Origin of the sequence: Synechococcus sp. CS-1326 (assembly GCF_025128115.1) — a bacterium.
GTDB lineage: Bacteria > Cyanobacteriota > Cyanobacteriia > PCC-6307 > Cyanobiaceae > Regnicoccus.
This window is the reverse complement of sequence record NZ_JAHLYV010000028.1, coordinates 1-25,302: the sequence shown is the minus strand read 5'-3', so window position 1 is coordinate 25,302 and position 25,302 is coordinate 1. Positions and strand designations below refer to the sequence as shown.

Below are 25,302 nucleotides of genomic sequence, written 5' to 3'. Positions count from 1 at the left end.
GGCCGCTTTGTGCACGAATCTATGGATCTAGGCCTCTAAAAATATGTAGTGTCAGGTTCCGGCATTTCCTCCTGTGCTTAGCATCGATCCAGCAATTGTGAGCAAGATTCGAATGATTTCGAGGCTGCCAACTGCTATTAGGGCCAGCCAGATGCGCAAAGCAAATTTTGGTGGTTGGCCATTCACCCACGCTTCTGAGCTCTCCCCATCGATGCGAGTTGTCGAGGGTACTCTCAGATAGGTAACATCTCTCCAGTAGGCTCCATAGCGTGGCGCTTGCTGGTTGAATGGTAGTTCGCCGGATTTCCTGCCAGGTAGTGATCTGGAGCGTTGGAAGGGGATCTCGTCGTATCCATACGCATCAAGATATTCCTGTGAATCAAGAAGAGCGTCTATAAATCCCTGAAATCCCTTGGTTGCAATCACAACAGACCAGGCCATTTGTTCATTGATGCCGAAGGTGTTCCGACCCAAAGCCCTTCCGACAACATGCTCTACAATGCGGTAATTGCTGTTGCACTGGTAAAAATCATCTCGAAATCGTTTGGACAGGAGGAGTCCGCGGATGAAGTCGCGAGCTTGGATCTGCCCATTGGCAAACTGTGACTCCAGTAGAGGGTCACGATCAATGCTCATGGCGTGGAAAAAGATCTGACGGTAGGCACTCTCAATCTTTTCTGTTGAGCTGGTGTTAATGCGTGCCGACTCATCATTTCCAATTGAAAATGAAGGCACTCGGGCATTCTGGGTTGTGAGTTCGTAAGTCAGCAGCGGAATGCCCATTCTGATCAAAAATTTTCTGCAGCCATCGTAAGTATTTCAACTAATGTTTGAAAGCAAAGGGCCGAAATCCTCACATAGCGTTACCACCGCCACGGGCTTCGCTCATGGGGCCAGCCAGGCTTCGGGTAACTCATGGCTGAAGTCGGCAACACGTTCAAAGATGAATGGCCCTGCGAGCGATCCCCAAACCTGCTCATGGGTTTGGGGATGATGGCCGCGATCTACGGTTTGCATGCTCTGGGCATCCAGCTGGAAGCTGCTCACCAGATAGGCCGATTCCCCCTGACGTTCAACGATGCAGCGGCAGCCGGGCTCCACTTCCCCGAAGAAGCCATCGTTCTGTTCCTGAACGATATAGGTGCAGCCTTCCAATTTTTCGAGGTCTTGCATCTTGATCTCAGTTCGAGTACTGGGATTTTCCACGGCACCCCAGAAGCGTCTGGAGTCTCGAATTGCATGGTTGATGATGACAAGACCACGGTGATCAGCCTGAACCGTGAGCACGCGTATGCGATAGGGCTGCAATGGAGAGACGGCGTAGGCCTGTTCCAGCAACAGTGAACCTGGCATCAGCTCAGGCAAGGGCCGGAATCGAACCAGTATGTGACCATACAGAGGCGGGTTCGCAAAGGCCTGGCGTTGATTGCTAAAGCTCGCCGAGAGCTGTAAAAGCAGACGACCGGATGAACTAATCATAGGATGATGTTATCGCTCGCCCTCGCCTCTTCTGGCGCGGACGTCCCGGGCCGAGGCAATGCACTGTTACACTTCATAATGTTTGCTGCGCGCCGACTTTTCTGGTTGCTTGTTGTCTTTTTTGCCTATGACCCTTGAGCCGGATCGGCTGACCTATGCACTCAAGCTGTGGGGCCTGAGAACTGTGTCTCAGCGACCCAGCAGTCGTAATCGGAAGGTGGCGACCTGCAGTGCTAGTTCAGGCTGGTTAAGTGCGAAGGGATGGTCACTGAGGTCGGCAATGGCCTGCTGCAGCCTGGCCTCGCGATTCAGCCCTTCGGCTGCTGTTTGTTGATTGAGCTTCTCCCAGGCGGCATCAAAGGCCATTGCGTAGCTGTCGGCATTGTTGAACTGTTGATCGACTGGGCGATCGGGAGGAGTGCGCATCGAGGAACGTAGAAGAAAACTTTTTGAGCCCAGATCTCGGCCATATCCGGTTGTCATAGTCCCTGCCCGTGGGCGGGCTCGTGCAAGGAAAGTATCCAGAGTGCTCAGCGGCTGGAATGGGCCGTTGCCGATGGTGGTTTGATGTTGTCATCGAAGAATGCCAGGACCCAGATTTGAACTGGGGACACGGCGATTTTCAATCGCCTGCTCTACCAACTGAGCTATCCCGGCCTGCCGCGTTAGCGACGGGCAGATCTTAGATCACGGCGTTTCTCGGGGGTGCGGGCCAGGCACAGCAACCCCTCGACCCGGTAGCCGGCCGCGCGCAGTGCTGTGGCGGCGGCGCAGGCGGTGGCCCCCGTGGTGAGGATGTCGTCGACGATCAGCAGCGGACGTCTCCGCAGCAGCGGTCCGGGCCTTGCTGCACCGGAACGGCAGCGAAACGCCCCCTCCTGGTTGAGGGCGCGCAGCTCCTTTCCCAGGTGGTGTTGGCCCAGGGTGGGGCGGGCCCGCTCCAGGGGTGTGACGTGCTCGAACCCCAGGCTGCGGCTGATCAGGCCCGGCAAGGGGTTGCCTTGCCGTTTCCAACTCGGGATCGCCACCACCAGGGGGCGGAGCTGGTTCGCCGCCCACGGCTCGGCCAGGCGCTCGCTCAAGCTGGCGATCACCACGGGGGAGGGATTCCGCCGCTGGCGCAACAGCAGCCGGCGCAGTTGGCCCTCATAGAACCCGAGGCTCCACCAGGGGAGTGGTTGATGTCCCTGCAGCCCCAGAGGAGGCAGGTTCAGTCGTTGCAGGCACGGTCCACAGGGGCCTGGGCCAGGGGCACTTGGCTCAAGCTGGTTTTGGCAGAGCGGGCAGCAGGGAGTGGTGATTAATTCGAGGCAACCCTGAAGCAGCTGGGTCAGCACGGCGCAGGCGCCCGAAGGCGAGAGTGGGGGTCCTTCTCAGGATTCCCCGCCCTTGGCGGGCAGGGCCCGCAGCATCGCCACCAGGGTGCGGTGGGCATCCTCGCTGTCACTGAGGGTGTGGTCGAAAGGAACCACGACAATGGAGCCCGCGATCTCCAGTTCCATCGCCTCCGGTGTCACCCGTGTCATTACGGCTCCTTCGGTCGCTTCGATGCCGCCGTAGTGCCGGGCGAAGTCCGCCACCGCCTCGGCGTGATCAACGTTCATATGCCGGCAGATGCGATCGCTGACGCTGTCGGTGAGGGGATCGGCGGCCATGGGGAAGAGCGGGGGCTGCAGACGATTCTGAGGGGTGGTCTTCAGCCGGCGCCGAAGCGTTGCCAGAGCAGCAAGCTCAGCCGTAGGGCGCTGAAACCCACGAAGCCCGCGAGCACCACGAACAAACCCATGGATAGAACCGCGCGTAACCGTTCGTTCATGGGCTTCGCTGCGGCATCGTGAGCGCTCCCATCCTCCACCCTCTCAAGGCCAGCTGGGCTGTGCCGACGGCGGGGGCCAGCCCGGGGCGGTTGAGCACAGGAATCCCCAGGGCCCGCTGACGCAGCAGGCGCCATTGGGGGTTGCGGGCGCCGCCCCCCAGGCTGATGACCCGCTCCAGCGGCGGGGCCCCCAGCTCCGCCAGCCGCTGCCAGCCCTGGGCCTCAATCGCGGTCAGTCCCTCCAGCAGGGCCTGGAGATAGAGGGCATCGCTGATCGGCCTGGGCTCCAGCACAGGCTCGAGCTGGGGGTCGTCCACGGGGAACCTCTCGCCGCGGGCAGCTAGGGGCCGTAGACACAGGCCCGTGGGACGGCGGGGATCGATCTGGCGGCTGAGCTGTTCAATCTGCTCTGGCGTGAAGAACCGACGCAGGATGCCGGCGCCGGCATTGGAGGCTCCACCCACCAGCCAGCGGCCACCAACCCGGTGGTTGGTGAGCCCAGGGCCTTCCAGGGGGGCCTCCACGAAGCGCTTGAGAACCAAGGTGGTGCCCAAAACGGCCACCCCATCGCCAGGGCCGGGGTCCGCGGCCAGCACGGCTGCATTCGCATCGGTCGTGCCACTCACCACCAGGCAGGTCGTTGGCAGTCCCAGCCGCTTGGCCATTTCGCCGGCCAGGGGGCCCAAGGCGGTGCCACTGGCCACGACCTCGGGCAGGGCGCTGCTCCAGGTTTGATGCTCGATTCGGCCCGCCCAGGCCTCGCGCTGCAGATCCCAGCCGAGCCGGAGGTTGTTGCCTGCTTCGCCCCAACGCCAGTGGCCCAGCAGCCAGCCCATCAGCCAGTCGGCCTGATGGCGCAGCAACAGGTGTTGCGAGCCATCGAGGGCCCCTTCCCGGCTGAGCAGGTTCAAGGCGCGCGCCAGGCTGCCGCTGGCGCTGGCGGCGGGGCTGCCGGCGGGCACCAGTACGGCCAGGGCCTCGGCCTGCTCAGGGCAGGCCTGGTGGTACGGGAGAGCAGGCCCAAGGGCTGTGCCATCGGGGCGGCAGAGCAACAGGGTTCCGGAGGTGCCATCAAGGGCAATGGCACCGACCCGGGCCCGCAGGGACGCCTCAAGGGTTCCGATCAGCCCCACCAACCCTTCACGCCAACCTTCGGGTTGCTCGAACGGCAGGGTGTAGGCGCCGCTGCGCTCGCTCAGCACGCAGCCCTGGTCATCGATCAAGGCCAGCCGCAACCCGCTGCTGCCAAGGTCGATGCCAAGCGCTAGATCGGGTCTGCCTTCCTGAGATCCCCCCACAGGGGCGGGAGCATTCAGGCGGAGGCGCCCACCCGGCTGGCGGTGGCCTGCTTCAAGGTGGTGGCGATGGTGTCCACGTTCTCCCAGGGGAGATCAAGGTCACGACGGCCGAAGTGGCCATAGGCCGCGACATCTTGGTAGAAACGGCCGCCGCGCTGCTGGGGCAGATCGCGCAGGCTGAAAGCGTTGATGATCGCCCCGGGGCGCAGGTCGAAGTGTTCCTGAACCAGGGCCGTGAGGTCTTCGTTGCCGAGGGCGCCGGTGCCAAAGCTCTCCACAAGGATGCTCACGGGCCGGGCCACGCCGATGGCGTAGCTGAGCTGCACCTCCACCTTGCTGGCCAGCCCAGCGGCCACCAGGGCCTTGGCCACGTAGCGGGCGGCATAGGCGGCGGAGCGGTCCACCTTGGTGGGATCCTTGCCGGAGAAGGCGCCGCCACCGTGGCGGGCATAGCCCCCGTAGGTGTCAACGATGATCTTGCGGCCGGTGAGGCCAGCATCCCCCTGGGGCCCCCCCACCACGAACTTTCCGGTGGGGTTGACCAGGAAACGGGTGCTGCCCTTCACCGGTTTGAGGTCGAGGTCGGCTGTGGCGGGTTCCACCACATGCACCCAGAGGTCGGCGGAAATGCGCTCCCGCAAGCCTTTCTCATCGCTGATCCCGTCGATCTCGGCCACGTGCTGGGTGGAGATCAAGATCGTGTCGATCGACACGGGCCTGTTGTCTTCGTAGACGACACTGACCTGGGTCTTGCCGTCGGGCAGCAGATAGCCAAGGCTGCCGTCATGGCGCACCTTGGCCAGCTGGCGGGCGAGGCGGTGGGCCAGGCTGATCGGCAGCGGCATCAGCTCGGGGGTTTCGTCGCAGGCGAAGCCGAACATGATTCCCTGGTCGCCGGCGCCCACCTTGTCGAGGGGGTCGCCGTCGTGGTCGTCGGCCTCATTCACCCCCTGGGCAATGTCTGGGGACTGCTGGTCGAGGGCCACCAGCACGGCGGCGCTGTGGGCGTCGAAGCCCCCGGCCCGGGCGCTGCTATAGCCAATTTGCTCGATCACCCCGCGTACGAGGGTGTTGAAGTCGACCCGGGCCTGGGTGGTGACCTCACCGGTGATCAGGCAAAGGCCCGTGTTGACCACGGTCTCGCAGGCCACCCGGCTGGCGGGGTCCTGGGCCAGCAGGGCGTCGAGCACGGCGTCACTGATCTGATCACAGATCTTGTCGGGGTGCCCTTCGGTCACCGACTCGGAGGTGAAGACGTAACGACTCATGCCGACCAGTATCGAGTTGGAAGGCACTGAGTCTATCTCCAGCTCATGGACCCGGCTGTGCGCCAGTTGGTTGGCTGAGTCAGCGGAAACCCAAGCCTTCAGTCGCGGGCGATCACTGTGAGCTCCGACCAGCGCTCGAGCGGCAGATGCGGGGCGCTCAGGGATGGGCGGCGGCTCCAGCCGTCGGCAAAGCCGATCACCAGGGGCACACCCGCCAGGGCCGCCATGGAAAGATCACTGTCCGCATCCCCGATCAGGGCGCAGTCGGAGGGGGCGATGCCCAGTTCGTTGCAGAGTCCGTGGACAGCCGCCGGATCCGGCTTGCAGGGGTGGTGCTCAGCGCTCCAGATCGCCTGGAAGCAATCCTGAAGACCATGGCACTCGAGGAAGTGCTGAATGCCTGAACGCTCGTCGTTGCTGATCACTCCGCAGCGCACGCCAGCCTCTTGCAGGCTGGCCAACAGGCCCATCAGCCCAGCTGTGGGGGCGCTGGCGGGTCTGGAGCCAAGGCCATGCAGGGAGTCACTCAGGGCGAACACCGCTTCGCTCTGGGACAGGGCTTCTGCCCAACCCAGCCCCACCTGGCAGAAGGCCGTGGCAGTGGAGATCAGGTTGTGGGCCCTGGACGCCACCGCCGTTGTGCCGGCCGGATCGATCCCGCCATCCCAGAGCCCGTAGGCGCGCTGCAACAGATCGCGCAAAGGGATCTGGCGCTCAATGGACACCAGCTGCACGGCCGCCTTGATCCTGGCCGCTGCCAACTCGATCAGCAGCGGCTCGCTGTGGCTGAGGGTGCCGTCCTTGTCGAACAGCACAGCCCGCACAGGACCAAGATCCACGCCCCGAAGCTGGAGGTGCGCCATGGCGTGGAATCAGTTGGTGCGGGCGTTGATCGGGAGGTCAGTCGAGGGTGACACCCATGGGCTCGTTCTCTTCAGCCTGCTCCAGCAGCATTTGCTTGTAGCGGGCAGCCATCTCCTCGGCCTTTTCGAACACCTTGGCGGGGTCGGTGAGCATGTCGCCCGGTTCGGGTTCGAGGGCTTTGGTGGAGAGTGAGATCCGACCACGCTCGGCGTCGAGGTCGATGATCATCACCTTCATCTGATCGTTCACATTGAGCACCGTATGTGGTGTCTCGATGTGCTCGTGGCTGATCTCGGAGATGTGCAGCAGGCCGCTGACGCCGCCGATGTCGATGAAGGCGCCATAGGGTTTGATGCCCCGTACGGTGCCGATCACCACCTCGCCGACCTCGAGCCGGTTCATCTTCCGCTCCACCAGGGCGCGGCGATGGCTGAGCACCAGACGGTTGCGCTCCTCGTCCACCTCCAGGAATTTGAGGGGCAGGAAGTCGGCAACGAGATCTTCCTTCGGCTTGCGCGTGCTGATGTGGCTGCCGGGGATGAAGCCGCGCAATCCTTCCACCCGCACCAGGGCACCGCCGCGGTTGGTGGCGAACACCTCGCTGTAGATGGTGGCGTCTTCCTTCTGGAGCTGACGCACGCGCTCCCAGGCCCGCTGATACTCGATGCGTCGGATCGAAAGCGTGAGCTGGCCGTCTTCGTTTTCTTCGCTGAGGATGAAGAATTCGCGGATCTCGCCGGGCTCCAGCACATCGCTGAGGTTCTCCACCCGGTTGATCGAGACCTCCTGCAGAGGCATGAAGGCGGCCGTCTTGGCGCCGATGTCGATCATGGCGCCCTTGGGCTCCATGGCGAACACGGTTCCGTTCACCACATCGCCGGGCTTGAAGTTGTAGTCGTACTTGCTGAGCAGGGAGGCGAATTCTTCGAGCGTGAAGCCGGCGTTCTCAAAATCCCTCGGAACGGCACGGCTGGCTGGATCGTCAGCGGTGGGGACCTCTTCCAGGATGTCAAGGTCAAAGTCAGCCGCTTCTGGAGCGAGATCGCTGACGGCCTCGGTGCTGCTGATCTCGGAAGGGGTCACGGTCATGAAGGAAAGGCGGCCTGCCTTGGGCAGAACGAAGGAGAGATGCAACTGCCCGCCGACAGAACGCATCCGATCCAAGATCATACAAAAGCGGCCTCCGCCTGGCTAAACAGCCTGGGCGGGGGATCCGGACGCAGCAGCTGTCAGTTCACGACAGCAAGGCTTGGGGCGTTGCCATCACCCCGCTGACGGGAGTTGCGCCGGCTGAGCCCCTCAAGCGTGGCGACGAAGTCGTTGATGCCCTGGAACTGGCGATAGACCGAGGCAAAACGCACGTAGGCCACCTCACTCATCTCGCTGAGCTGGAGCAGAACAAGCTCACCGATTTCACTGCTGCTCACTTCGCGACCACTGCGCTGTTGGAGTTGCAGTTCGATCTCATCGACGACCATCTGCAGCCGGAGCGGCTCCAGGCCTGTCTTTTCACAGGCTCTCAGCAAGCCGTGCAGCAGTTTGGAACGGTTGAACAGCTCTCTGACCCCGTTCCGTTTGACCACGGTGATGGGCACTGTTTCAACCCGTTCATAGGTGGTGAAGCGAAATTCACAGTTCAGGCATTCACGTCGCCGACGCACACTTCTGCCGCTGTCGGCGGAGCGGGACTCAAGCACCCGGCTGTCGGTGTGTTGGCAGGAGGGACATTGCATCCCACGGGTACCCAAACAGTTTCAATCCAGTGTAAACAGTAACGCCTGAAATGAGAAGAGTTGCGCCGCAACCGATCTGGATGTTCATCGCGCCGGCTGAGTGGCTTGTTGGCAGCGGTTTCAAGCAAAAAGCCCCCCCTTGCCGATGCAGGGGGGGGCTGAGGGCTGGCTCACCAGCCCGAGGTCACTTGCCGATCTTCGGGGGATCGCGGAAGGCGATCGCGAAGAAGAGTGTGGCTAGGGCCAGCGTGAGGATGAGGATGTAGGCGAAGCTCTCCATCAGGAATCTCCGGGAGTGAAAGGATCAGCTGATCGTGCTGCTGCCAGAGGGCGTGGCTGTCTGGGCGGTACGGCGAGTGGTTCGATCGCCCAGCTTCTGGAAGAGGCCGAACTCAATCTGCTCGCCCAGGTCGGGATCGATTCCGGCGAACACATCTCGGTAAAGGGTGCGGGCACCATGCCAGATGTGGCCGAAGAAGAAGAGCAGAGCGAACGTGGCATGCCCGAAGGTGAACCACCCCCTTGGCGAACTGCGGAAGGTTCCATCGGAGTGGTAGGTGGTGCGATCGAATTCGAAGGCCTCACCCAGCTGGGCCTTGCGGGCCAGGCGTTTGACGGCAGCTGGATCGGTGAAGGTCTGGCCGTTGAGCGCTCCCCCGTAGACCGTGGCTGTCACACCGGTTTGCTCGAAGGAATACTTCGCTTCTGCCCGCCTGAAGGGGATGTCCGCTCGGACGATGCCCTGACTGTCTTCAAGAACAACGGGGAAGTTCTCGAAGAAGTTGGGAAGGCGGCGCACCTGAAGATCACGGCCGTCCTTATCGGTGAAGCTGATGTGGCCCAGCCAGCCGGTGGGCAGGCCATCGCCATTCACCATCGGACCAACCCGGAACAGACCTCCCTTGGCAGGGCTGTTGCCGACATAGTCGAAGAAGGCGAGCTTCTCAGGAATGGAGCCGTAAGCCTCTGCCTTGGAAGCTCCGTTCTCGAGGGCCGTGGCCACACGACGATTGATTTCGGTTCTGAAATAGCCCTGATCCCATTGGTAGCGGGTTGGACCGAACAACTCAACGGGGGTGGCCGCTGAGCCGTACCACATGGTTCCAGCCACGATGAAGGCTGCAAAAAACACCGCGGCGATGGCGCTGGCCAGGACTGTTTCGATGTTGCCCATGCGCAGAGCCTTGTAAAGGCGTTCCGGCGGACGGGTGGTGATGTGAAAAATGCCCGCGATGATCCCGACGATGCCGGCCGCGATGTGGTGGGCGACGATCCCTCCAGGGTTGAAGGGGTTGAAGCCTTCAGGGCCCCACGATGGTTGGACGGGCTCCAGATGGCCGGTGATGCCATAGGGGTCAGAGACCCACATGCCCGGTCCGAACACACCAGTGAGGTGGAAAGCACCGAAGCCGAAGCAGCCAAGGCCGGCAAGCAGCAGGTGGATGCCGAAGATCTTGGGGAGATCCAGGGCGGGTTCACCGGTGCGGGGGTCCTGCCAGATCTCGAGATCCCAGTAGGTCCAGTGCCAGATGGCGGCAAGGAACAGCAGGCCACTGAAAACGATGTGGGCGGCAGCTACCCCTTCAAAACTCCAGAAGCCAGGATCGACGCCGGTTTCTCCGGTGACGCTCCAGCCCCCCCAGCTGCCTGTGACGCCGAGGCGGGACATGAAGGGCATGACGAACATGCCCTGGCGCCACATCGGGTTCAGAACAGGGTCGGATGGATCAAAAATCGCGAGCTCATAGAGGGCCATGGAGCCGGCCCAGCCGGCGACCAGAGCGGTGTGCATGAGGTGCACGGCCAGAAGGCGGCCCGGGTCGTTGATCACGACCGTGTGCACCCGATACCAGGGCAATCCCATGGGGGTAAGGTCCGGGGAACAAACAGCTGCCGCGGCCAGGGCCAAGGCAATGGACGATCGATGGGATCGATCCGTTGGCTGATGGTAAGGGGTTGGGGCGACCCGGGGTGGCCGCCTTGCTCAGCTGAAATGAGCCGTGACGCTTGATTCAGGCGGGAAGCGGGGTTCGATCCGATTGATCACAGCGCAGTTACAAAACGCAACTCCGTCTTTCACAATGGGACCTGCCCTTCAGGAAGCTCCATGCCCGTCATCCGTTTTGTGCGTGAAGGTTGCGATGTGGAGTGTTTTCCGGGAGAGAACCTTCGAGACGTGGCCCTGCGCTCCGGCGTCGAGCTGTATGGCCTGAAGGGAAAACTCGGCAACTGCAGTGGGTGCGGTCAGTGCATCACCTGTTTCGTGGGCGTCGCCGACAACCTCACAGGGCCGCCCGCCCTGAGTGCCTTGACTCCTGTCGAGCAGCGAAAGCTTCGCGGTCGGCCTCGCGGTTGGCGGTTGGCCTGTCAGGCGATGGTGGAGCACTCCCTTGTTGTGCTGACAAGGCCCCAGCTGGGCTGGGCCCAGGGAGAAGGGCTGCTGGCGGCCGCTGCTGAGGCCCCGCTGCCTGCCGGTCCGATCGCCTGGCCGACTCCGCCTGAGGATCCGGCCGCAGAGACCGAGCAATCCGCAACGGCCGATGAAGCGGGAACGGATGGGCCGATTGCCGGTGATACGGTCCGGTGATTCCCGTACCTACCGATGGAAACCAACGATCTCGGTTTCGTGGCCAGCCTGCTGTTCGTGCTGGTTCCGGCGGTTTTTCTGATCATCCTCTACATCCAGACCAGCAGCCGTCAGCAGGGTTGAGGCCCGGCCGCCTCCCTGCTCAGCGGCCCCTTTCTGGTTCCCGCACCAGCAGCACAGGTGCCGGAGCATGGACCCGGATGTAGTCACTGACCGAGCTGCCCAGCAATCGATCGATATCGACCAGGCTTTTTGCCACCAGAGGTCGCCTGTCCTGGGAAGCAATCACCAGAAGATCGGCGTTGAATTCCTTGGCGGCCAGGCAAACGCCCCTGCCGATGTCGCCGGAGCGATGCACGCCGTTCAGCTCCACGCCGAAGCTGCGGGCTTTCTGAACAGCCTTCTCCAGGACTTCGTCAGCGGGGCTCCTGCCGCCCCGGCTCGGAGCAATGTCCTGGCGGGTGATGTGGATCCCGGTGAGTGTGCCCCCTGGGATCTCACGGACCAGTTCGCAGGCGATGCGCAGGGCGTCTTCCCCCACGCCGGTTCCATCGATCGTGACCAGCAACCTGTTCACATGGCGAACGTAAAGGTCATCGCGCACCAGCAGCATCGGTCGGGTGGCCAGCTGAAACACGTATTGACTGGAGCTGTTGGCGAGGATCGACTGCAGTCGTCCAAGGCCCCTGGACCCCATCACGATCAGATCAGCATTGAGCTCATCAGCCACCTTGAGCACGGTCTGCTTGGTGTCACCCTGTCGGATGATCGCGTTCACATCGCCGGGGTTGAGCCCAAGCCGCTGGATGGCCTCGGCCACCAGCCCCGCGGCCCGTTGCCAGTGGTCCTGGAAATCCTCACCGGCCTGTTCGGTCACAACATGAAGGATGTTGAGCCGAGCCTGCTGGAAGCTGGGAAGGTCGCGCAGCATGCGCACCATCTCCTCCACGTGGCCCTTGCCGGAGTCGGCGATCAGAAGGTTGCGAAACACGAGGCTGTCGCGGTTCTGCAGCAGCCTATGGCGCAGCAGCGATCCTCGTCCGCAAGGCCGGAGAGGTCGTAATGGACCAACAGCCCGGCCGAATGGGGTGGTGTCTCCGTCGGCGCGTTCTGCCACAGCACACCGACCATGCCGGCGTGATGTGGCATGGGGCCTACCTCGGCTGGCTGGAGGAGGCGAGGGTGGAGGCCCTGGCCGCTGCCGGGCTGGCCTATGCCGATCTCGCCGCCAGGGGGCTGGAGTTGCCGGTGGTGTCGCTGTCGATCAACTATCGACAGGCCCTGCGCCACGGGGACGCTGTGGAACTCTGGAGCGTGATTGAACCCCGGCGGGGGATCCGGCTTCGATGGTGCAGCCGTTTTCTCGGCCCCATGGGTGCTCTGGCGGCCGAGGCAACGGTGGACCTGGTTCTGCTGGATCTGGGCCGGGGTGGCTCGCGGCGGCTGGTGCGCACGTTCCCGCCTGACCTGGAAGCGGCGCTGGAGCAGTTGCTTGAGACGCAGGCCGCATCAGACTGATTGCCTTAGTACATTTGTACTGAAGTTCACGCAGGTGCCTTGGGCGATCTCGTTGTTGGAGCGTTCCCTCTGAAGGCCACGGGGGAGCCCGTCGTCGGGCGGCAAAGCGATCGCTCCCCCTGGTCTGATCGGCGGCGGGGCTGGTGGTTGCTTTGGTGCGGCTGCCCAGGCCTTGGCTGGAGGCGGCTTCAGCAGCTCGAAGCTGCCTTTGGCGGCCTGGCGATGGCGTGGGACGCCTCCCCGGCGCGATTGGCTCGTCTCACCGGTTTTGGCCCTGTGCTGCTGAATCGCATTGAGATCCATCGCCGTCGCTGGGGTCCCGATCCATGGGGAGGAGCCGGTCCGTCACTCCCTGGTTCTCGGCGGGTGCTCCTTCCCGGTGATCCGGCCAATCCCCCCGCTCTGGCCCGGTTGGAGCGCCCACCCCTCGGCTTGTACTGGCGGGGGCGCGGCAGCCTCTGGCCCCAGCTTCGTCGCCGCCGGGCCATTGCCGTGGTGGGTACCAGGCGGCCATCCCCGCACGGCATCTCGATGGCGCAGGCGCTTGGCAGGGCTCTGGCTGAGGCGGGATGGCCGGTGGTCAGCGGTCTGGCCGAGGGGATCGATGCGGCCGTTCACCGAGGCTGCCTGGATCGTGGCGGCCGGCCGGTGGCGGTGCTCGGCACACCGTTGCAGCGCATCTATCCCCGCCATCACGGTCCCCTTCAGGCCGAGGTCGGCAGCAGGGGTTTGCTGATCAGCGAGCAGGCTCCCGGGGCCGCTGTCCAGCGTGGGCATTTCGCTGCCCGCAATCGATTGCTGGTGGCGTTCACTCAGGCCGTCGTCGTGGTCGAGTGTCCCCACAGCAGTGGCGCCCTCCATTCCGCTGATCTCGCCTGGCAGGAGGGCCTGCCGCTCTGGGTGGTGCCGGGCGATGCGGGCAAGGCTTCTGCCGCCGGCAGCAACCGTCTGCTGGTGCGGGGGGCCACCCCGTTGCTCGAGCCCGCCGATCTGATCCGTCAGCTTGGCGGAGGTCCGCTTGCCCCGATCGCCGATCCGGCACGCTGTTCCATCCCTGCCGCTTCGGCCGATTCCCCCTCGGATCAGGATCTGCTGGCCACTCTCGGGGCGGGCGCGTCCATTGAGGAGCTCGGCGGGGCGTTGGGGCTTTCGGTGGCCGAGCTCTCCACTCGCTTGCTGGGCCTTGAGCTGGCCGGGCGGATCAGGGCGGAGCCGGGCCTCTGCTGGCGGCCGATCTGAAGGTCGTTTTCTAGGCTTCGGCGAAATCCTGAGGCATCGTTGCGGCGTGCACGCATCCGCTGAAGAAACCCTTTCTGGAGCCGGTCTGTTGGCCTGGCGCCGTGCCCTGCTGCTCCAGGGTGGCCTTGCCGCAAACTTCGACTGGTTGCTGGATCTGGCTGGCGGGCTCGACGGGCCAGCGCGTCAACGGCTGTGGTTGGATCCCCACCAGCCTGTCCCTCTGCATCGCAGCCGGGCTGATCTTGAGGCTCTCTGGTTCCGGCATCGGCGTGATCACACACCTCTCCAGTACCTGGTGGGGCGCTGTCCATGGCGCGATTTTGACGTTCAGGTCGGCCCTGGTGTGCTGATCCCTCGCCCGGAAACCGAGCAGCTGATCGATCTGGCCGTGGAGGCGATGGGGCCAGCAGCGCTGAAGGCCCCCCTCCGCTGGGCCGACCTGGGCACCGGATCCGGCTGCCTGGCCCTGGCCTTGTCCAGGCTGCTCCCAGCCAGCAGGGGTGTGGCCGTGGATTTCAGCGCGGCGGCACTCCTCCAGGCTGAAGCGAACCTGCAGGCGGCCGACCTGCTGCACCGCGTTGACCTCAGGGAGGGCTGCTGGTGGTCTCCGCTGGAACCTCTTGACGGTGGGCTGGATCTGGTGGTCAGCAATCCGCCCTACATCCCGTCCCCGTTGCTGCCTTGTCTCGATCCTGTCGTCCGTCTTCACGAGCCCTGGCTAGCCCTGGACGGTGGCGAGGATGGTCTGGAGGCCTTGAGGCAGATCATTCAGAGCGCGGGGCGGGCACTGGCCCCGGGGGGATGGTTGCTGTTGGAGCATCACCACGACCAGGGCGAATCGGTGCGGGGCCTGTTGGCGGCCGCAGGGCTCGAGCAGGTGGGCTCCCACCAGGATCTCGAGGGCCGTTGGCGGTTCAGTGGCGCCCGCCACGGCGAAGTTCCCTCTGCCTGCTATCGATGAATCCTCCAGTCGATCTTGAACGGGATGGGCGGTTGCTGGATGGGCCCAGCCTGGCCGCCGCCCTGGCTGCCGGTTCAGCGGCCCTTTTCCCCACCGACACCTTGCCCGCCCTGGCCTGCCTTCCCGCCACGGCCAGTCAGCTCTGGGAGCTCAAAGGCCGGCCCATGCAGAAGCCGCTGATCCTGATGGGCGCTGAACCGGAAGCCCTGTTTGCCGCATTGGCCTTGCCTGTGCTGCCTGCCTGGCGATCGATGGCGGCCCACTGCTGGCCCGGTGCCGTAACCCTCGTGCTGCCAGCACAGGGCGCCATCGTGGCGGCGCTGCAGCCTGAGGGCCCCGCCGCGGGCGCCAGCCTTGGGCTGCGGATTCCTGCCTGTGGCGCTGCCCTTGCCCTGCTGGAGCGAACAGGCCCTCTGGCCACCACCAGCGCCAACCGATCCGCTCAGCCGCCCTGCCTGGATGCAGCTTCAGCGGCAGCGACCTTCCCCTCCCTGCCTCTGCTCGCGCCGGTTCCCTGGCCCGTCGTTCTGGGGGAGGCCAGCACGGTGATTCGTTGGAATGGCGAAAACGATTGGCAGGTGTTGCGTGCCGGTGCTGTGATTCCTGAAGGCTGCCGCCCCTAGGCCGCCGTTGCCCACGTCCCGGTGCGCCCATGCTTGAGCTCTGCCTGATGATTGCGGTGCTCTTCACTGTTTTTCATGGGGTGATCGAGCCCCTGATTCAGTGGGGAACACCCCTGTTTGAGCTGCGTGGCTGGATCTGGCTCCCTCTCCTGCTGGCGGGATGGTCGCTCGCGGGCCAGCGCCGTTGAGCGGGCCAACCCATGCAGGGCCGCTTCAGCTGCGCTGCCAGTCGTCGGGAGGATCGGGCTGATCGTTGCCACTCAGGGAGGGGAACGTGGCCCTGACCAGGGCCAGCAGATTGCTGCGAACACTCGCTCGGAAGGATCTGGCGGCTTCAGCGTCCAGGACGGGATAGTCCTGAGGGCCTGCAGTCGCGGCTGATCGGATCGACTTCCAGCTCGTTTTGCCTGTTTGCCGGAGAACCTCCAGCGGGGCCTCGAAGTCGTAGGTGAGGATTCGGGCTTGTGCTGCCGCTTCGCTCACCCATTGCTCCCGGGCGGGAATGAAGAGCTTGGCCTTGTGGGTGTCGGCCAATCCGAGCACCGGTTCGAAGTAGTCGAGCGCGCGCAGTTCCTCTTCCAGGAGGATCGGCCAGGCGCCCTGTTCACCAGCCTCAATGCCGGCCACAGCTCCAGGCTGTGTCATGGCTTCGAGATGGAAAGCGAGCCAGCGGTAGTGCGATTTTTCCTGGGTGGTCTTCTTCTGGGAGCCTCCTTGGCCGCTGGCGACCCGTTTGGGAAGCTCGCTTTCAGCTTTTCTGAGGAATCCCCGCTCTTCGGGATCAAGGTTGATGGCTCCCCAGCGCTGCCTGTATTCCCAGAGCCGCTCGTACTGGCTGATGGCCTCTGCGGGCCAGCCCAGAGCCTTCAACTCAACCGCACGACTCTCCTGGACTTTGATCAAAAGAGGGATATGCGTAGCAATCAACAGCCTAGATGGACCCTGCTGCACAACCCCAAGCCGGCTAACGGATTTGAACCGATGGCCTTCGCTTTACAAAAGCGCTGCTCTACCACTGAGCTAAGCCGGCAAGGCACGAGCTTATCGCTCGCCGAGGGCCCAGAGCAGCAGCTGGCTGCGGTTGCTGCAAGCCGTTTTGGCCAGCAGCTGCGACACATGACTCTCGACCGTCCGGGGGCTCAACACCAAGGCTGCGGCGATCGCCTTGTTGCTCAGCCCGTGGCGCAGGTGCTCCAGGACTCTCAGCTCGGCCGGGCTGAGGCAGGTGGGGGCTGGGAGCTGGGCCATGGCTGGGTGAGCAGACTTCAGCCAGGGTTCCCAGCTTTCGTTCCACTGGTTCGCTCGGGTGGCCATGCCAGCGGATTTGCCAGTGGATTTGCTCAGGCAGAGGCGACTGAGGCTGGCAATGGTGTGGTGCGGGCCCGCTTGATCGGCAGGTTGGCCACCAGCGCCGTGACCCGATCCTCGGTTTCCAGGCTCACATCACCCTCTTCCAGGTCGATTTCCACGTAGCGCGAAACCACCTCGAGGATCTCGCGGCGCATCTGCTCGAGCAGTTCAGGGTTGAGGTCGCTGCGGTCGTGGGCCAGCACGAGTTGCAGACGCTGCCGCGCTGTGTTGGCACTGGCCGCCTGGCGGCCCAGGAGTTTGTCGATGAAATCGCGCAGGGTCATCACGGATCAGAAGATCTTGGTTTGCATCAGCCGACTGAACCGGGCCCGCAGACCCTGGGGTTCCTTGCTGGGATCGACGATCGGCACCTCCTCGCCACGCAGGCGCCTGGCCACGTTGGTGTAGGCGAGACCGGCGGGGGAGCGGCTGCCATTGAGGGTGAGCGGTTCGCCCCTGTTCGTTGAGACGATCACCTGCTCGTCTTCCACCACCAGACCGAGCAGCGGCAGAGCGAGGATGTCAGTGACATCACCGACCGCGAGCATTTCCTGGTTGGCCATCATCCGTGGCCGCACCCGATTGAGCACGAGCTGGATCGGTTCGATGGCACGGGTCTGCAGCAGGCCGATGACCCGATCGGCATCGCGCACCGCCGAAACTTCCGGTGTGGTCACCACGATGGCTTCCCTGGAAGCTGCCGCGGCATTCTTGAAACCATCCTCGATGCCGGCCGGGCAGTCGATCAGCACGAAATCGAAGCGTTCCTCCAGCAATCCCACGATTTTCTGCATGTCGTCGGGGGTGAGCCACTCGAGCATCCGAGGGTTGCCGGCCGGCAGAAGGGAGAGGTTCGGCTCCTGCTTATGCCTGACCAGAGCCTGCTCCAGGCGGCAGCTCTCGGCAAGAACCTCCTGGGCCGTGTAGATGATCCGATTTTCGAGCCCGAGCAGGAGATCGAGATTGCGCAGGCCGAAGTCGGCATCGAGTACGGCGGTGCTGGCACCTTGCCGCGCCAGGGCGATACCCAGATTGGCGGTCAGGGTGGTTTTACCAACCCCGCCTTTGCCGGAACAGATCAGAATCGTGCGGCTCAATGCGGAAGTCTCGACACTGTCGGGGATCACCCCAGGCTAAGGCCTGTAGAACAGTGCCATTCGAGCTTCCTTGCAGATGGCCGTCTCCGGACTCCAGTATCAACAGTTGCTGGTGATGCCCGATGACGGTGCACCAGCAGTGGTGGCCCTGATTGATGCAGCCCGTACGAGCCTGCTTCTCAAGCAGTTCAAGCTTCAGTCGGAGCAGATCGAGCAGGCCCTGCTGCGGGCCCATCAGCGCGGCGTGGTGGTGCAGGTGATGCTCAACCCCCACACCTCCGGCGGCGACCGCTGGAACGATGAAGCCTTCACCTGGCTGCAGGCCAACGGCATGGCGGCGGCCTGGACCAGCGAGGCTTTCCCGGTGACCCACGAGAAATCCATGGTTGTGGACCGGAGCCTGGCCCTGATCGCCAGCTTCAATCTCGCTGATAAGTACTTCACGGAAACCCGTGATTACGGAGTGGTGACCCAGGCCAGAGCGGTGGTGGATCAGGTGATCGCCGGTTTCGAGGCTGACTGGAACCGCACCGGCTTTGATCCGGATCTCGGGGTTGGCCTGGTCTGGAGCAGCCTGCACAGCCGTGGTCAGATGGCCAGGTTGGTGGATACCGCCAGGGACTCACTCTGGATCCAGCACCCCAAGTTCGTGGACGCGGTGATTCTCGATCGGATCATCTCCGCCAGCGAGCGGGGGGTGAAGGTGCGGGTGCTCTGCGGCGGCAAGCACGGCATCAGCGACTGGGACATCTACGACACGTTTTCGTCGCTGCGGGTGATGGAGCGATTCGGGGTCAAAGTGCGCCGCCAGAAGCATCTCAAGCTGCATGCCAAATTGATCATGGTGGATGGTGCCTTCGCTCAGACAGGCTCCATGAACATCGATCGCAGTGCCTTCGATCTGCGCAGAGAGCTCGGCATCGAAACCGATGCGCCTGCCGTGGTGGAGCGGCTCAGGGAAACCTTTGAGGCGGACTGGGATCAGGCAAGCCACTACCACGCCCCCGATCCCCTCGATCCCAGCCTGCACGAGCAGGGAGAGTTGCCGCCTGATCCACACTTTGTGCACGAGTAGCCATGCCCCCTTCCCTGCCCGCGGCCGTTGAGCATCTTGCTCCGGCCCCCGGATTGGCTGATCTGTTCATCGGCATGCAGGAGGTGGCCCTCTCCTCCTTCGGCGGCGGGCTTTCGGCCTGGAGCCAGCGAATCGTGGTGGAGCAGCGGCGTTGGATGACCAACGAAGACTTCCTCACCGGACTCACCGTGGCGCGGTTGTTCCCTGGACCCAACCAGATCAACATGGCGATTTACATCGGCGCCCGTTTCGGTGGTTTGCCAGGTGCCCTTGTGGCCCTGGCGGGGATGCTTCTGGTGCCGTTCAGCCTGCTGATGCTGCTGGGCCTGGTCTACTTCCAGGTCCACCGGATTCCCCAGGTGGACAGGGTGCTGGCCGGGGTGGTGGCCGCGGCGGCCGGCATGGCTCTGTCGATGGGATTCAAGATCCTTGACACCTACCGACAGGACCCGGCGGCATTGGTGCTGGCGGCCGGCATCTTCGTGGCCATGGTGTTCTTCCATGTTCGCCTGATTCCGCTCGTGCTCGTGGTGGCCCCCCTGGCGATGGCCTGGTACTGGCCGCGCTCTGCGAAACCTGAGCTCCGATGATCGGGATCGGGCCCGACAGCCTGGCTGCGGCCGCGGCGCACTGCACCCCCGCTTCGCTCTCCGATCTGGGTCGGCTGGCTCAGGTGATCTGGACCTTCCTCTCCCTGTCGCTGTTTTCCCTCGGCGGCGGCAACACCCTGCTGGCGGAGTATCACCACCTCACGGTCGATCAACTCTGCTGGCTCACCAGCGCCCAGTTCTCCGATCTCTATGCCCTTGCCGAGGCGGCCCCGGGGCCCAGCTCGATGATCGTCGGCCTGCTCGCCATGGGAGCGGCCTGGAAGGAAGGCCCGCTCTGGGGCCTGCTGAGCGCCTTCAGCGGCGAGCTGGCGATCCTGCTCCCCTCCACCCTGCTGATGGTGGCGGCCTCCCTGAGCTGGAATCGGCTCAGGGATTCCCCCTGGCGGGTGGCCTTCGAGCGGGGCCTGGGTCCGATCACCCTCGGCATCCTGTTCGCGGTGGGGCTGAAGATTCTCACCACGGCGAACCATGGCCCCCTGGCCTATCTGGTGTCCTTCGTGGTGTGCGCGCTGATGCTCCGCACGCGGATCTCGCCGCTGTGGTTCATGGCTGTGGCTGGCGTGCTCGGTGGCCTGGGCGTGATCAACCGCTGAGCAGCCCTGGGCGGGCGGAACTCCTCCTGGCTCCGGCATCCTCAGACCGGCTTCATCGTCCGAGCGGCCAGAGGGGTGGGGCGGGCTCGATCAGGATCTGTCCATCGACAAGTCGGGCCTGCTCGGTGAAACCGGCTGGCGGTGGATCAGCGGGACCTCTGGCCACGGCTTTGCCGATGCGGAGCTGAAGGGGGCGGAGTTCCAGCGCCACGATCCTGGCCTCTCCATCCCCTCGGCAGCCGGCATGGGCGATGCCCCGCAACCGCCCCAAGATCAGCACGTGGCCCACGGCACTCACCCGGGCGCCGGGATTCACATCTCCCAGCACCAGCACCGACCCCTCAACCGTCATGTGGTCACCGGAGCGCAGGGTGCCGCGGTGGATCGTCAGCCTGGCTTCGTCAAGCCGGTTGAGGTTGTCTTGCTCTTCAGCCGGGCCATCTGCTGGAGACGGGCTGGTGCGGGTGTACAGGCCAAGGGCAGCGGCTCCAACCAGGGTGGTTTCGATCCTGCTGTTCACTTCGATCAGCTCCAGCGAGCGTTCGCTCAGGTGCCCTTGCAACTCCCTCAGTGCGGGCAGGGTCAGCGGCCAGTCGCCGCTGTGGAGCACAACAGGGCCAGAAGGCGGGCGGGAGCCCAGCCCATGGATCACTTCCTCCAGGGCGCTGCCGGTGCGGTTGGCTCTCTGAGGCAGCAAAAGCTGGTGGGGAAGACCTGACCGTTCGGCCCGAATGAAAACGGCAGCCATCGCCGCACCCGAAGGCGATCAACTTAATCAGCTGGCTGCCTGGGTTCTGTTCTCAGGCTGTGCTCGGCCTGCTTCAGGGCGGTGCCGACCTCAGCTGGATGGATCAACCAGGCCAGCGCCACCGGTTGGGTGAGGCTGGCCACCAGGCTCGAGCTTGCTTCCAGAGCCCTGAGGGATTCACCATCCCAGAGCCGCAGGCCTCCTTTGTAGGGGTGATATCCCTGACTCTGACGTTGATGCAGGGCGCAGCAGAGGCCTGAATCGAGGCCAGCCTCGCTGCTCAGGCGCTGGGCTCTGGCCAGAAGCTCCAGTTGCTGGCCCTGGTCAAGCCGGCTCACGTCGAGGGCCTTGAGCAACTGACGCTCAAGGATCCGGCGGCTGACGGTGGCCAGGGCCTCCGGACCTTCTTCTTTCCAGCGCATCAGGTGATAGCCCGTGCGCACATCGTCGTTGGCGAGGAAGCTCGTCAGGTCGATCGCATCCGGTCGCCAAAGCCAGCGGGCCATCACCGCGTCGGCGAACACCTGGGAGGGGCCAAGGGCTCGGGCCAGGGTGATCGCCTGGTTGAGCAGCCAGTTGCACACCACGTTGAGGCGGTGGTTGTAGACGCTCCGGTACATCAGATCGCGAACCACCAGGTAGTGCTCCACAGCCATCAGGCCCTTGGGATGAATGGCGAGACTGCCGTCAGGGGCGATGGTGAGAGCGGCGAGAATCCGCTCCAGATCGAGCTGGCCGTAGCAGGTTCCAGTGCTGTGGCTGTCGCGCAGCAGATAGTCGAGTCGGTCGCAGTCCAGTTGGCCGCTGACCAGAGCCGCCACGGCGGGGCAGCAATGCTGTCCGTGCTCGAGCAGCTCGGCCACAGCCATCGCACTGCCGGGCTGGAACTGCTCCAGCCGGTCGCGCAGAGCGGGATGTTCGCGCACCAGTCGCGCTGACCAATGCTCATGACGCAGCCCGAACATGTCCTCGCCGGAGTGACTGAGTGGGGCATGGCCCACGTCATGGAGCAGGGCAGCGGCAAACAGCACTCCTTGATGGCTGCTCAGATCGGGTTGCTGGCGGCAGAGCTGAGCCAGGGCGCGGCGTGCAAGCTGCAACACGCCGAGGCTGTGGGTGAAGCGGCTCGATTCGGCTCCATGGAAGGTCAGGAAGGCCGGGCCCAGCTGGCGAATCCGACGCAACCGCTGGAACGGAGCCGTCTCGATCAGATCCATGACCAGGGCCTCTGCCGGCAGGGCACGATCCAGGCGGATGGCCCCATGCAGCGGATCGTGGTAAGTGCGGCTGGTCATGTTGTTTCAATCAGGGCGTTCAGCTGCTCCTGGGCCTCAAGCAACCAGGTGTCGCCCTCGCCACCGGGGTTGAGCGGTTCAGGCTCCCCCAGTTGGAAATCGGGAGCGATCCCGAGGTTCTGGATGTCCCGACCGCTGGGGGTCACGTAGCGGGCCACGGTGATCGCCAGGCCGCTGCCGTCTCCCAGGCTGATCAGCGTCTGGATCAGGCCCTTGCCGAAGGTTCGCGTTCCCAGCAGCAGAGATCGGCCGTCGTCCTGGAGGGCACCGGCCAGGATTTCGCTGGCGCTGGCGGTGCCGCCATTCACCAGTGTCACCATCGGCCCGGCATACCAGCTGCCTGGTGAGGCCTGGATCGGATCCCGGAGGCCCTTTCGATCCAGCGTTTCCACGATCGGCTGCCCATCCAGCAGCCCATTGGCCACCGCCAGGCCCGCCTCCACCAGCCCCCCCGAGTTGTTGCGGAGATCCAGAATGAGGCCGTCGATGCCTCGGCCGGAGAACGCCTGCAGGATCCGATTCACCTGCTCCGGCACCTGCTGACTGAACTGGGTGATCCGCAGATAGCCCAGGCGCTGACCGTTCCGCTCCAGCTCTCTGCTGAGGACAGGGCGAAGGTTCACCTCCCGCCGCTGCAGCAGGAGCTGCCTTGTCGATCCTTCTGGAGATCGCAGCAACAGCTGGACCCTGCTGCCGGCCGCCCCCCGCAGCCGACTGGCCGTGGCCTCGAGTCCCATGGCCACGGCCGAGGCCCCATCCACTTCCAGAATCTCGGTTCCCGAGCTGATCCCGGCTTCGGCGGCGGGTGATCCTTCCAGGGAGGTGATGGCCACGATCCGTTGCCCCGGTCCGCTGCTGCCAAGTTGAAGGCCGATGCCGCTGACGCTTCCCTGGGTGGCCGAACGCAGCACCTTGTAGTCGTCAGGTCGAAGCAGGCGGGTGTAAGGGTCGGCCAGGGGGGCCAGCATTTCGGTGATGGCCGCATAGGCGGCTTCGCTGCTCTCGATCGGCCGCTCGAGGGCCTTCTGTCGCAGCTGGGGCCAGTGCACCACTTCGAAGCGGGCGGGATCCACATAGCTCTGGTTGACCAGCCGCCAGGCTTCGACGACGAGTTGCTGGCCATCGTTGAGGGCGAGGAGTGAGCCTGACGGGACCGACAGGATCGCCACCACCACCAGGGCGAGGAAGCCTCTCCAGCAGGGGCGAAACCGGATCGCGCCGGCTGCACCCGGATCGGTAGACTCTGCCAACCCCAAACCTCCCGTTGCTTCATGGCGAACTCGTCTCCCGCCTCCCAGTCGTCTCCGGTGTACGACTGGTTCGAGGAGCGCCTGGAGCTCCAGGCGATCGCAGACGACATCTCCTCCAAGTATGTGCCGCCGCACGTCAATATCTTTTATTGCCTCGGTGGCATCACCTTGGTTTGCTTCCTGATCCAGTTTTCCACTGGATTTGCAATGACGTTTTACTACAAGCCCACCGTTGCTGAGGCCTACAGCTCGGTCCAGTATCTGATGACCGATGTGAGCTTCGGATGGCTGATCCGCTCTGTTCATCGCTGGAGCGCCAGCATGATGGTTCTGATGCTCATTCTTCACGTTTTTCGGGTTTACCTCACCGGGGGCTTCAAGCGCCCACGGGAGCTCACCTGGATCACCGGCGTGACCATGGCTGTGATCACCGTTGCTTTTGGTGTCACTGGCTATTCTCTCCCCTGGGATCAGGTCGGTTACTGGGCCGTCAAGATCGTCTCCGGAGTTCCTGCGGCTGTTCCTGTTGTGGGCGATTTCATGGTGGAGCTGCTTCGTGGTGGTGAAAGCGTTGGCCAGTCCACTCTTACCCGCTTTTACAGCCTCCACACATTTGTGATGCCATGGCTGCTCGCGGTTTTCATGCTGATGCACTTCCTGATGATTCGCAAGCAAGGTATTTCAGGTCCGTTGTGAACCGCTAAAGCCTCCCCGATCCGCTTAGATTCCGAGTTCACACCCGTCTTCATTCATCGTCTCTTCGGCTCTCGCCATGCACATCCTCAAGAAGCCTGATCTCAGCGATCCCAGCCTTCGCGCCAAGCTCGCCAAGGGCATGGGCCACAATTATTACGGGGAACCTGCCTGGCCCAACGACCTGCTCTACATCTTTCCGGTGGTCATCCTGGGAACGATTGCTTGCGTCGTTGGATTGGCCGTGCTTGATCCAGCCATGCTTGGCGACAAGGCTGATCCGTTTGCAACTCCGCTGGAGATCCTGCCTGAGTGGTATCTCTATCCTGTTTTTCAGATTCTTCGCGTTGTTCCGAACAAATTGCTTGGCATTGCCCTGCAAACGATGGTTCCACTTGGCTTGATGTTGATTCCTTTCATTGAGAGCTTCAACAAGTTTCAGAATCCTTTTAGGCGGCCCGTTGCCATGGCAGCTTTCCTGTTCGGAACCGTGTTCACCATCTATCTTGGTATTGGTGCTGCCATGCCGATCGACAAGTCCCTTACCCTCGGATTGTTCTGATCGGAGATTGCTCTCAGCCAAGTTGCCTGGGTTGGGCTCAATAAAGATGCTGTTTCGCTCTTTCGGAGCAGTACCCCCTCAGTTTGATTCAGCCCTTATCTGACCCATTCATCCACTACCTCTTCACTGCGGCTCACCCCGCAGTTTTTTTGTGGTTTTTTGCCGGTGTTCAACGAAACGCAGGGCAGATCCAGCCGTTGCATTGGCAAGGGTGCTGGCTCAATGGCCTCTGGAGGGTGCCCCTGGGCCTCTCGTCCGCCCCTGATTGGCCAACGGGTCAAGGAGGGGCTTGCTGCTTCATGCAGTGGCCCCAGCTCCCCGGTGGTGTGTCGGCGGCTACAGAGCCGGCAACCATCTTCGAATGCTTCTCCGGTGCTCAACCTGCGCGCCCCTGGTTCCGCTTGGAAGCGGCCGCAGCTCGCGGCTGTGCGGCAATGGCATCAGGGGTGTCGACACGCCAGTTGGGGATGGCTGGGACTCCCCTGGGCAGAAGCACTAGTGGACGAGAGCTGATGTGATAGGTTATTGGACTGCGCGTGAGCCGGAAGGCAAAGCGCTGCAGGGCTTAGGGCAGAGGGAAGCGGAAGCCCCCGATGCTGTAAGTTTCAGAAGCGGCTGAGAGGCCGCCGAGCCAGAAGCCCC

The 25,302-nt window shown here is 63.6% G+C and carries 32 protein-coding genes and 2 tRNA genes; 12 read left to right on the top strand and 22 right to left on the bottom strand.

Features of this window, described 5'->3' with window-relative positions; genetic code table 11:
• Positions 1–51: 51 nt before the first annotated feature.
• The 13 genes from KQ307_RS11430 to psbB all read right to left on the bottom strand — a co-directional run bounded on the left by KQ307_RS11430 (position 52) and on the right by psbB (position 10,322).
• The gene (locus tag KQ307_RS11430) at positions 52–783 is read right to left on the bottom strand and encodes a phycobilisome rod-core linker polypeptide (protein ID WP_259728008.1); all 732 of its coding nucleotides are present in this window, start codon (positions 781–783) and stop codon (positions 52–54) included.
• A gap of 102 nt (positions 784–885) precedes the next feature.
• On the bottom strand, positions 886–1,479 hold the full coding sequence (locus KQ307_RS11425; protein ID WP_259728007.1) for a chromophore lyase CpcT/CpeT: 594 nt from the start codon (positions 1,477–1,479) through the stop codon (positions 886–888).
• Positions 1,480–1,668: 189 nt separating this feature from the next.
• Entirely contained in the window at positions 1,669–1,905 is a 237-nt protein-coding gene (locus KQ307_RS11420; protein ID WP_259728006.1) for a hypothetical protein, read from the bottom strand.
• Between the two features lie 158 nt (positions 1,906–2,063).
• Positions 2,064–2,136, bottom strand: a tRNA-Phe gene (locus KQ307_RS11415).
• A gap of 8 nt (positions 2,137–2,144) precedes the next feature.
• Entirely contained in the window at positions 2,145–2,816 is a 672-nt protein-coding gene (locus KQ307_RS11410) for a ComF family protein (protein ID WP_259728005.1), read from the bottom strand.
• A 36-nt stretch (positions 2,817–2,852) separates the two neighbouring features.
• Entirely contained in the window at positions 2,853–3,134 is a 282-nt protein-coding gene (locus tag KQ307_RS11405) for a DUF2470 domain-containing protein (RefSeq protein ID WP_259728004.1), read from the bottom strand.
• Positions 3,135–3,291: 157 nt separating this feature from the next.
• Positions 3,292–4,593 (bottom strand): FGGY-family carbohydrate kinase, encoded by a 1,302-nt coding sequence (locus KQ307_RS11400; RefSeq protein ID WP_259728003.1) that lies wholly within the window; start codon positions 4,591–4,593, stop codon positions 3,292–3,294.
• Positions 4,594–4,607: 14 nt separating this feature from the next.
• Positions 4,608–5,861, bottom strand: coding sequence for a methionine adenosyltransferase (metK, locus tag KQ307_RS11395; RefSeq protein WP_259728002.1), 1,254 nt, complete (start codon positions 5,859–5,861; stop codon positions 4,608–4,610).
• Between the two features lie 98 nt (positions 5,862–5,959).
• A complete protein-coding gene (locus tag KQ307_RS11390; RefSeq protein WP_259728001.1) occupies positions 5,960–6,724 on the bottom strand; it encodes an HAD family hydrolase in 765 nt (254 codons plus the stop codon).
• Positions 6,725–6,761: 37 nt separating this feature from the next.
• Positions 6,762–7,814 carry a 30S ribosomal protein S1 gene (locus KQ307_RS11385; RefSeq protein ID WP_259728019.1) on the bottom strand — a complete coding sequence of 351 codons (1,053 nt, stop codon included), beginning with the start codon at positions 7,812–7,814 and terminating at the stop codon, positions 6,762–6,764.
• Between the two features lie 140 nt (positions 7,815–7,954).
• Entirely contained in the window at positions 7,955–8,458 is a 504-nt protein-coding gene (nrdR, locus tag KQ307_RS11380; RefSeq protein WP_259703338.1) for a transcriptional regulator NrdR, read from the bottom strand.
• A gap of 184 nt (positions 8,459–8,642) precedes the next feature.
• Positions 8,643–8,738: a photosystem II reaction center protein T gene (locus KQ307_RS11375; protein ID WP_043368769.1), complete on the bottom strand. Its 96-nt coding sequence runs from the start codon at positions 8,736–8,738 to the stop codon at positions 8,643–8,645.
• A gap of 24 nt (positions 8,739–8,762) precedes the next feature.
• The gene (psbB, locus tag KQ307_RS11370; protein ID WP_259703339.1) at positions 8,763–10,322 is read right to left on the bottom strand and encodes a photosystem II chlorophyll-binding protein CP47; all 1,560 of its coding nucleotides are present in this window, start codon (positions 10,320–10,322) and stop codon (positions 8,763–8,765) included.
• Between the two features lie 243 nt (positions 10,323–10,565).
• Between psbB and KQ307_RS11365 the strand changes: the two genes are divergently transcribed.
• Both KQ307_RS11365 and psbM read left to right on the top strand, forming a co-directional pair.
• Positions 10,566–11,045: a (2Fe-2S)-binding protein gene (locus tag KQ307_RS11365; protein WP_259703340.1), complete on the top strand. Its 480-nt coding sequence runs from the start codon at positions 10,566–10,568 to the stop codon at positions 11,043–11,045.
• Positions 11,046–11,060: 15 nt separating this feature from the next.
• Positions 11,061–11,168, top strand: a complete 108-nt coding sequence (gene psbM / locus KQ307_RS11360) for a photosystem II reaction center protein PsbM (protein ID WP_255090228.1) — start codon at positions 11,061–11,063, stop codon at positions 11,166–11,168.
• 19 nt (positions 11,169–11,187) lie between these two features.
• Here the strand turns inward: psbM and KQ307_RS11355 are convergent, their stop codons facing one another.
• Positions 11,188–12,036: a universal stress protein gene (locus KQ307_RS11355; RefSeq protein WP_259703341.1), complete on the bottom strand. Its 849-nt coding sequence runs from the start codon at positions 12,034–12,036 to the stop codon at positions 11,188–11,190.
• A gap of 92 nt (positions 12,037–12,128) precedes the next feature.
• Here KQ307_RS11355 and KQ307_RS11350 point away from each other — a divergent pair, with 92 nt between their 5' ends.
• Genes KQ307_RS11350 through KQ307_RS11330 form a run of 5 tightly spaced genes read left to right on the top strand, consistent with a single transcriptional unit; the run spans position 12,129 to position 15,574 of the window.
• A complete protein-coding gene (locus KQ307_RS11350; protein WP_259728000.1) occupies positions 12,129–12,563 on the top strand; it encodes an acyl-CoA thioesterase in 435 nt (144 codons plus the stop codon).
• Between the two features lie 39 nt (positions 12,564–12,602).
• Positions 12,603–13,802 carry a DNA-processing protein DprA gene (locus KQ307_RS11345; protein ID WP_259727999.1) on the top strand — a complete coding sequence of 400 codons (1,200 nt, stop codon included), beginning with the start codon at positions 12,603–12,605 and terminating at the stop codon, positions 13,800–13,802.
• Between the two features lie 46 nt (positions 13,803–13,848).
• Positions 13,849–14,763 (top strand): peptide chain release factor N(5)-glutamine methyltransferase, encoded by a 915-nt coding sequence (gene prmC / locus KQ307_RS11340; protein ID WP_259727998.1) that lies wholly within the window; start codon positions 13,849–13,851, stop codon positions 14,761–14,763.
• The gene (locus KQ307_RS11335) at positions 14,760–15,386 is read left to right on the top strand and encodes an L-threonylcarbamoyladenylate synthase (protein WP_259703345.1); all 627 of its coding nucleotides are present in this window, start codon (positions 14,760–14,762) and stop codon (positions 15,384–15,386) included. Before prmC ends, KQ307_RS11335 begins: the two co-directional genes overlap by 4 nt.
• 29 nt (positions 15,387–15,415) lie before the next feature.
• Positions 15,416–15,574: a hypothetical protein gene (locus KQ307_RS11330; protein ID WP_259703346.1), complete on the top strand. Its 159-nt coding sequence runs from the start codon at positions 15,416–15,418 to the stop codon at positions 15,572–15,574.
• 25 nt (positions 15,575–15,599) lie between these two features.
• Here KQ307_RS11330 and KQ307_RS11325 read toward each other — a convergent pair whose 3' ends face one another.
• The 5 genes from KQ307_RS11325 to minD all read right to left on the bottom strand — a co-directional run bounded on the left by KQ307_RS11325 (position 15,600) and on the right by minD (position 17,833).
• Positions 15,600–16,256, bottom strand: coding sequence for a hypothetical protein (locus KQ307_RS11325; RefSeq protein ID WP_259727997.1), 657 nt, complete (start codon positions 16,254–16,256; stop codon positions 15,600–15,602).
• Positions 16,257–16,344: 88 nt separating this feature from the next.
• Positions 16,345–16,416: transfer RNA gene (locus KQ307_RS11320), tRNA-Thr, on the bottom strand.
• A gap of 11 nt (positions 16,417–16,427) precedes the next feature.
• Positions 16,428–16,634: a response regulator transcription factor gene (locus KQ307_RS11315; RefSeq protein ID WP_259703348.1), complete on the bottom strand. Its 207-nt coding sequence runs from the start codon at positions 16,632–16,634 to the stop codon at positions 16,428–16,430.
• 92 nt (positions 16,635–16,726) lie between these two features.
• The gene (gene minE, locus KQ307_RS11310) at positions 16,727–17,020 is read right to left on the bottom strand and encodes a cell division topological specificity factor MinE (protein WP_259727996.1); all 294 of its coding nucleotides are present in this window, start codon (positions 17,018–17,020) and stop codon (positions 16,727–16,729) included.
• Between the two features lie 6 nt (positions 17,021–17,026).
• Positions 17,027–17,833, bottom strand: a complete 807-nt coding sequence (minD, locus tag KQ307_RS11305) for a septum site-determining protein MinD (protein WP_259703350.1) — start codon at positions 17,831–17,833, stop codon at positions 17,027–17,029.
• A 76-nt stretch (positions 17,834–17,909) separates the two neighbouring features.
• Here minD and KQ307_RS11300 point away from each other — a divergent pair, with 76 nt between their 5' ends.
• Genes KQ307_RS11300 through KQ307_RS11290 form a run of 3 tightly spaced genes read left to right on the top strand, consistent with a single transcriptional unit; the run spans position 17,910 to position 20,112 of the window.
• Positions 17,910–18,908 (top strand): phosphatidylserine/phosphatidylglycerophosphate/cardiolipin synthase family protein, encoded by a 999-nt coding sequence (locus tag KQ307_RS11300; protein ID WP_259727995.1) that lies wholly within the window; start codon positions 17,910–17,912, stop codon positions 18,906–18,908.
• A 2-nt stretch (positions 18,909–18,910) separates the two neighbouring features.
• Positions 18,911–19,498 (top strand): chromate transporter, encoded by a 588-nt coding sequence (locus KQ307_RS11295; RefSeq protein ID WP_259703352.1) that lies wholly within the window; start codon positions 18,911–18,913, stop codon positions 19,496–19,498.
• A complete protein-coding gene (locus tag KQ307_RS11290) occupies positions 19,495–20,112 on the top strand; it encodes a chromate transporter (protein ID WP_259703353.1) in 618 nt (205 codons plus the stop codon). Before KQ307_RS11295 ends, KQ307_RS11290 begins: the two co-directional genes overlap by 4 nt.
• Before the next feature lie 52 nt (positions 20,113–20,164).
• Here KQ307_RS11290 and minC read toward each other — a convergent pair whose 3' ends face one another.
• From minC to ctpZ, 3 genes are read right to left on the bottom strand one after another with little or no spacing between them, the layout of a single operon-like run.
• The gene (gene minC / locus KQ307_RS11285; protein WP_259727994.1) at positions 20,165–20,860 is read right to left on the bottom strand and encodes a septum site-determining protein MinC; all 696 of its coding nucleotides are present in this window, start codon (positions 20,858–20,860) and stop codon (positions 20,165–20,167) included.
• A gap of 23 nt (positions 20,861–20,883) precedes the next feature.
• Positions 20,884–22,155, bottom strand: coding sequence for an HD domain-containing protein (locus KQ307_RS11280; protein ID WP_259727993.1), 1,272 nt, complete (start codon positions 22,153–22,155; stop codon positions 20,884–20,886).
• Entirely contained in the window at positions 22,152–23,405 is a 1,254-nt protein-coding gene (gene ctpZ, locus KQ307_RS11275) for a carboxyl-terminal processing protease CtpZ (RefSeq protein WP_399234972.1), read from the bottom strand. Before ctpZ ends, KQ307_RS11280 begins: the two co-directional genes overlap by 4 nt.
• A gap of 21 nt (positions 23,406–23,426) precedes the next feature.
• Between ctpZ and petB the strand changes: the two genes are divergently transcribed.
• The gene (gene petB, locus KQ307_RS11270; protein WP_259703356.1) at positions 23,427–24,101 is read left to right on the top strand and encodes a cytochrome b6; all 675 of its coding nucleotides are present in this window, start codon (positions 23,427–23,429) and stop codon (positions 24,099–24,101) included.
• 76 nt (positions 24,102–24,177) lie between these two features.
• Positions 24,178–24,660, top strand: coding sequence for a cytochrome b6-f complex subunit IV (gene petD, locus KQ307_RS11265; RefSeq protein ID WP_259703357.1), 483 nt, complete (start codon positions 24,178–24,180; stop codon positions 24,658–24,660).
• Positions 24,661–25,302: the final 642 nt, after the last annotated feature.

Coding starts and splice junctions, on each gene's coding strand:
- KQ307_RS11290 (WP_259703353.1), top strand. CDS start 19,495: ATGATCGGGATCGGGCCCGACAGCCTGGCTGCGGCCGCGGCGCACTGC.
- KQ307_RS11385 (WP_259728019.1), bottom strand. CDS start 7,814: ATGACCGTGACCCCTTCCGAGATCAGCAGCACCGAGGCCGTCAGCGAT.
- KQ307_RS11375 (WP_043368769.1), bottom strand. CDS start 8,738: ATGGAGAGCTTCGCCTACATCCTCATCCTCACGCTGGCCCTAGCCACA.
- minC (WP_259727994.1), bottom strand. CDS start 20,860: ATGGCTGCCGTTTTCATTCGGGCCGAACGGTCAGGTCTTCCCCACCAG.
- KQ307_RS11405 (WP_259728004.1), bottom strand. CDS start 3,134: ATGGCCGCCGATCCCCTCACCGACAGCGTCAGCGATCGCATCTGCCGG.
- KQ307_RS11365 (WP_259703340.1), top strand. CDS start 10,566: ATGCCCGTCATCCGTTTTGTGCGTGAAGGTTGCGATGTGGAGTGTTTT.
- nrdR (WP_259703338.1), bottom strand. CDS start 8,458: ATGCAATGTCCCTCCTGCCAACACACCGACAGCCGGGTGCTTGAGTCC.
- KQ307_RS11330 (WP_259703346.1), top strand. CDS start 15,416: ATGCTTGAGCTCTGCCTGATGATTGCGGTGCTCTTCACTGTTTTTCAT.
- KQ307_RS11425 (WP_259728007.1), bottom strand. CDS start 1,479: ATGATTAGTTCATCCGGTCGTCTGCTTTTACAGCTCTCGGCGAGCTTT.
- KQ307_RS11350 (WP_259728000.1), top strand. CDS start 12,129: ATGGGGTGGTGTCTCCGTCGGCGCGTTCTGCCACAGCACACCGACCAT.
- KQ307_RS11335 (WP_259703345.1), top strand. CDS start 14,760: ATGAATCCTCCAGTCGATCTTGAACGGGATGGGCGGTTGCTGGATGGG.
- psbM (WP_255090228.1), top strand. CDS start 11,061: ATGGAAACCAACGATCTCGGTTTCGTGGCCAGCCTGCTGTTCGTGCTG.
- KQ307_RS11390 (WP_259728001.1), bottom strand. CDS start 6,724: ATGGCGCACCTCCAGCTTCGGGGCGTGGATCTTGGTCCTGTGCGGGCT.
- KQ307_RS11295 (WP_259703352.1), top strand. CDS start 18,911: ATGCCCCCTTCCCTGCCCGCGGCCGTTGAGCATCTTGCTCCGGCCCCC.
- KQ307_RS11315 (WP_259703348.1), bottom strand. CDS start 16,634: ATGGCCCAGCTCCCAGCCCCCACCTGCCTCAGCCCGGCCGAGCTGAGA.
- KQ307_RS11280 (WP_259727993.1), bottom strand. CDS start 22,155: ATGACCAGCCGCACTTACCACGATCCGCTGCATGGGGCCATCCGCCTG.
- psbB (WP_259703339.1), bottom strand. CDS start 10,322: ATGGGATTGCCCTGGTATCGGGTGCACACGGTCGTGATCAACGACCCG.
- KQ307_RS11430 (WP_259728008.1), bottom strand. CDS start 783: ATGGGCATTCCGCTGCTGACTTACGAACTCACAACCCAGAATGCCCGA.
- minE (WP_259727996.1), bottom strand. CDS start 17,020: ATGACCCTGCGCGATTTCATCGACAAACTCCTGGGCCGCCAGGCGGCC.
- KQ307_RS11300 (WP_259727995.1), top strand. CDS start 17,910: ATGGCCGTCTCCGGACTCCAGTATCAACAGTTGCTGGTGATGCCCGAT.
- metK (WP_259728002.1), bottom strand. CDS start 5,861: ATGAGTCGTTACGTCTTCACCTCCGAGTCGGTGACCGAAGGGCACCCC.
- petD (WP_259703357.1), top strand. CDS start 24,178: ATGCACATCCTCAAGAAGCCTGATCTCAGCGATCCCAGCCTTCGCGCC.
- KQ307_RS11420 (WP_259728006.1), bottom strand. CDS start 1,905: ATGCGCACTCCTCCCGATCGCCCAGTCGATCAACAGTTCAACAATGCC.
- petB (WP_259703356.1), top strand. CDS start 23,427: ATGGCGAACTCGTCTCCCGCCTCCCAGTCGTCTCCGGTGTACGACTGG.